6 protein-coding genes are annotated in these 4,958 nt (G+C 30.3%); 2 read left to right on the top strand and 4 right to left on the bottom strand.

Going from position 1 to position 4,958, the window contains the following annotated elements; translation table 11 throughout:
- From B2671_RS17545 to pepT, 4 genes are all read right to left on the bottom strand, one after another.
- Positions 1-209 (bottom strand): N-acetylmuramoyl-L-alanine amidase family protein (locus tag B2671_RS17545; protein ID WP_414632604.1); only part of this gene is annotated, 209 nt, incomplete at its 3' end.
- Positions 210-502: 293 nt separating this feature from the next.
- A complete protein-coding gene (locus tag B2671_RS02015; protein ID WP_346868922.1) occupies positions 503-1,843 on the bottom strand; it encodes a S1C family serine protease in 1,341 nt (446 codons plus the stop codon).
- A gap of 257 nt (positions 1,844-2,100) precedes the next feature.
- Positions 2,101-2,406, bottom strand: a complete 306-nt coding sequence (locus B2671_RS02010; protein ID WP_346868921.1) for a hypothetical protein — start codon at positions 2,404-2,406, stop codon at positions 2,101-2,103.
- Between the two features lie 86 nt (positions 2,407-2,492).
- Complete coding sequence (gene pepT / locus B2671_RS02005; RefSeq protein WP_346868920.1) at positions 2,493-3,710, bottom strand: peptidase T; 1,218 nt, start codon at positions 3,708-3,710, stop codon at positions 2,493-2,495.
- A gap of 279 nt (positions 3,711-3,989) precedes the next feature.
- Between pepT and B2671_RS02000 the strand changes: the two genes are divergently transcribed.
- Both B2671_RS02000 and B2671_RS01995 read left to right on the top strand, forming a co-directional pair.
- Positions 3,990-4,478 carry a thioredoxin family protein gene (locus B2671_RS02000; protein WP_346868919.1) on the top strand — a complete coding sequence of 163 codons (489 nt, stop codon included), beginning with the start codon at positions 3,990-3,992 and terminating at the stop codon, positions 4,476-4,478.
- 98 nt (positions 4,479-4,576) lie between these two features.
- Positions 4,577-4,958 (top strand): HutD family protein (locus B2671_RS01995; RefSeq protein WP_346868918.1); only part of this gene is annotated, 382 nt, incomplete at its 3' end.

The following is a 4,958-nucleotide window of genomic DNA, read 5'->3' as shown; positions in this document are numbered from 1 at the left end:
AAAGCCATTTCTACAAGACAAGCATCCATATTACTTTCTCTAATAACGTGTAAATCTCCCTCTTTAACCCCTCTATTTGTTCTATATAGCCTTTTATCTGCTAATAGGGAGTTGTGTATGTTGTCAGCTAATTTTCTATACTTAAACTTATAGCAGAAAGTTTCTATACCATAAGCCTTCCCATTAAATGCATTGCAATGTAGAGATATAAATCTATGCTACTAACCTTATTTCTAAAAATTTAGATTTTAAAACTACAGCTCAACTTCTTGGTCATACAGTTGGAATGACAATGAAAACATATTCCCATGTTAATGATGAAATGCTTCTTAATGCTACTAAAATTATAAATAAATATTTATAAAATAATTTTTGACGAATTTTTGACGAATTTTTGACGGATATAAAAATCAATAGGCATGAAACATTGATAACTCAAGCTTCACACCTATTTGAAATTTATAATATTATAATTAGGGGATAATTATAAGTATTAACTTTATTATTCTACTACTAAAGTAGCCTGCATTGTTTGACCCTTTCTTACGAATTCTATAGGAATGCTATCTCCATCACTGTAGGCTTCTTTTTCCTTATTTAATTCTTCAACGGTCTTAACATTTTTCTTACCTATTTTAGTAATTACATCTCCAGGTTGTAATCCTCCCTTTTGTGCTATACTAAAATCTTCAATACTTTGAATATATATACCTACCGGCAAATTATATTGTTTTGACAAATCTTCAGTTATATTTCTAACTGCTATACCAAACTTTATTTTTTGTTTTACTAAGGCATCTAATTTTTCAGTGGCATCATTTATTGGAATTGCAAAACCTATTCCCTCTACTCCAGTAGAGCCTATCTTAGCTGTATTTATACCTATAACTTCACCTTGAGAATTTATTAATGGTCCTCCACTATTCCCTGGATTTATAGCAGTATCTGTTTGGATAAGGTTCATTTTCTCTCCACCTTCAGTTAAAGCTACTCCTCTATTAACAGCACTTATAATTCCTGTTGTTACAGAGCCTAGATATTCTTTTCCAAGAGGATTTCCTATAGCTATAACTTGTTCTCCTGCTTGAAGACTATCAGAATCTCCTAGTTCTACTTTACCTGGCATTTCAACATCATCAGTAATCTTAAGAACTGCTAAATCTGCATCTTCCTGATAGTTTACAACCTTAGCACTTACTTCTTTACCTGTACTAAATATAACTTTAACTTGACTAGCATTTTTAACTACATGATAGTTTGTAAGTACATAACCATCATCTGAAAAAATAAATCCTGAGCCAATGCCTTCTTGTTCACCCATATCAAATCCAAATACATTAGTTGAAACTGAAGTGGTTGATACACCAACTACAGCTGGAGAAACCTTTGCTACAATTTCTGGTATATTCATACTGCTTATAGGATTAATATTTGCTGTTGTTCCACTATTATTTGTTTTTGTTTTAGCTTCCTTAATTGCTGATTGTATAGTACTTCTCATAGCTCCATAAGTAACACCTGTACCAATTGCTCCTCCTAAAATAGAACATATTAGAGCTATAGCTATATAAGATTTAGCTGAACCTTTACCTTTATTCTTTTTATCTTTCTTCTTTTTTTCTTCTTCTTGCCATGATGAAGTATTAACTTCATTGAATTTTAAGTCATCATTTGTTGTATATTCTACATCTTGAATCACAGTGTAGTTTATATTGTCACTAGTATTATTGTCATTATTATCTTTATTAATACCGGTGTTTTCATTTAAGTTATTATTACTATTAATTTCATTATTATTTAATTCATTATTATTTAATTCATTATTGTTTATATCTTTATCCATATTAAATCTTCCCCCTTATTAAAAGTTAATTTGTTTACTATTCTTATCTATATATATTATTATCAACACTTATGTGTCAGTTAAGTGACTAAAATATGAATGAATTCTTAATTGTACCTTAAAGGATTAAAATTTGAAAAGATCCTATATGTAAATATAATATTCTAAAAAACTACTAAAGCCTTATAGCTTCAGTAGTTTCCTATGTGAACCCTAAATTAACTTAGAGGAAGAATAAATTCTTCCTCTAAGAAATATTAATATAATCTTTTCTTAGCATAATCTCCGTAATCATTACCATGATCACTCATGTCTACCTCATCTATAATGGAGTCAAGATCAACTTCACTTTCGCTTTTTATATCTTCATTTAAATCATCAAAAGCAATTTCTTCACTAGTCTCCATATTGTAATTCCTTCGACTTCTTGTCTTTGCAGCTTCTATCTCAGCTTCTCTTACATTTTCCCAAACTGAATCAGACATAGGAGCTATGCTTCTAAAATCACCAAAATAGTTATGTATATCTGGTGGATATATTGGTCTTGATTTATCATTACTCATATTATACCGACCTCCTCAATCACTTTACTATAGTGTGTATTAAGGAGTTAATTTTTATGTATGAGTACTATAAATGTTAGAATTTTTTATTTTTCTGCATAAAGAGTTATTATCTTAACTATAGTTTTTACTGCCTTTTCCATAGAATCTACAGGAATGAACTCAAATTTTCCGTGGAAGTTATGTCCACCTGTAAATATGTTTGGAGTTGGAAGTCCCATAAAGGATAATCTTGCTCCATCAGTACCACCTCTTATAGGAACTATAATTGGCTCGATATCAAGAGCTTTCATTGCTTCAACAGCTGTGTCTACTACATGAATTACAGGTTCTACTTTTTCTTTCATGTTGTAATATTGATCTTTTACTGAAATTTCTATAGTGCCTGCACCATATTTTTTATTAAGAAGTTCTACTATTTCTTTAATTAAAGTTTTCTTTTCTTCAAAGGTATTTCTGAAGAAATCTCTTATGATATAAGACATAGTAGTCTTTTCTACAGTTCCTACCATATCGCAAAGCATGAAGAAGCCTTCATATCCTTCTGTGTATTCCGGTCTTGCATTAACAGGTAATAATCCATTTAACTCCATAGCTATTTGCTGAGCATTTACCATTTTATTTTTAGCACTTCCTGGATGAACATTTCTTCCGTTAATTACCATTTCCACACCAGCAGCATTGAAGTTCTCATATTCGATTTCTCCAACAGCTCCCCCATCTACAGTGTAAGCAAAGTCTGCTGCAAATTTTTCTACATCAAAGTGATCTGCACCTTCTCCAATTTCTTCGTCTGGAGTAAACCCAACTTTAATTGTACCATGTTTTATATCTGGATTTGCAATTAAATATTCCATAGCAGTAACAATTTCTGATATACCAGCTTTGTCGTCTGCTCCTAATAAAGTAGTTCCATCTGTTGTGATAAGAGTTTTTCCTATATAGTCATTTAATTCAGGAAAATCTACTGGAGATAAAACTGTATTTGCATTTAATTTAATATCTCCACCTTCATAATTCACCATTTGAGGCTTAACATCTTTACCTGAATAATCTGGAGCAGTATCCATATGAGATATGAACCCAATAGTTGGTATTTTTTTATCAGTATTAGCAGGCAATGTAGCCATTACGTAATTGTTTTCATCAATAGTAACATCACTCATGCCGATTCTTTTTAATTCTTCAAATAAAACTTCACCTAAAACTCTTTGGCTAGCAGTACTTGGGGTTGTTCCCGTAGAATCACTTGATTGTGTGTCATACTTAGCATATCCTAAAAATCTTTCTATAACTTTTGACATAATATCGCCGCCTTTTTAATTTTTATAAATATTTTATATTGTTAATTATATTTATTTTGTCCCATAACCCTAGTATATAAAACTCTAATTTTTTTTACAAGTTAATAAATTGTATATATCTACTATTTATCAAATTTATTTGTTATAATAATCATGAACAAGCTATGTCTATCCGATGCTAACATAATGTATTATATTGAATAAATTTAATTTAATACAATACATTCTAATTTATAAAAAAACAAAATTTAGTTAGAAGTAATTGGAGGGTAAGATAATATGTTAGATTTTAATAAAGCGTTGAGCTTTGAAGAGTATGTAGAAAAACAACATGCCAAATATGGTAATATCCAAGATAAGACCTATGCAGACACTGAACTTTCTAGTGCTACTAAGGAACAAATAAAAAAACTAGACAAGGTTGTTCATGCTGCAATATTTACAGAAGGTTTTTGTCCTGATTGTATCGTAACTATTCCTTTCGTACAAAAACTTTCAGAAGAAAACCAAAACTTAAAGGTTCATTTATTTCCTAGAACAGGTTACGAAGGCTTTCTTGAAGAAGCAGTAGGCTGCAAAAGTATTCCTGCAGTAATCACTTTTACTGAAGAAATGGATCCTAAGGGTGCCTATGTAGAAATGCCTAATGAGTTGTTCAAAAAACTTCCTATAATCTCTAATGATGAGAGAAAAGTTCTTGTTGCAGAATATAGATCTGGAAAATACAATGATTTAATAGAAAAAGACCTTTTAGATATAATACTGTAATTTTGTATTACATTTTAAAACTCATTCCTATATTTATTCATATATGGATGAGTTTTTGTATTAATGTTATATATGTTAATTATTAATGAGGTGATATTATGGGTTTTAAAACAGAAATAATAACAAAGGATAAAATAAAAACTTCTAGTTGGAGTGGAGGCACTACTAACGAAATATATATTTATCCTAAGGACTCTAATTATATGGAATTAAACTTTAAATGGAGAATTAGTTCTGCCACTGTAGAACTAGAACACTCCACCTTCACTAATGTTCCAAAAATTTATAGATATATAACAACTTTGGAGGGTTCCATGGATCTTTGTCACAATAAAGGCCCTCTAATTCACTTAGAACCTTTTGAAGTTCATGGATTTTCTGGAGATGTAAACACAGAAAGCTTTGGAACTGTTAGAGACTTTAACTTAATGATAGGACCTGGATGTTATGGTGTAATGGATGCATTAACTTTAACTGAAG

Source organism: Clostridium sp. UBA5119 (assembly GCF_002414285.1).
GTDB lineage: Bacteria > Bacillota > Clostridia > Clostridiales > Clostridiaceae > Clostridium_J > Clostridium_J sulfidigenes.
The sequence above is the reverse complement of the archived record's forward strand: the minus strand, read 5'-3'. Positions and strand labels throughout refer to the sequence as shown.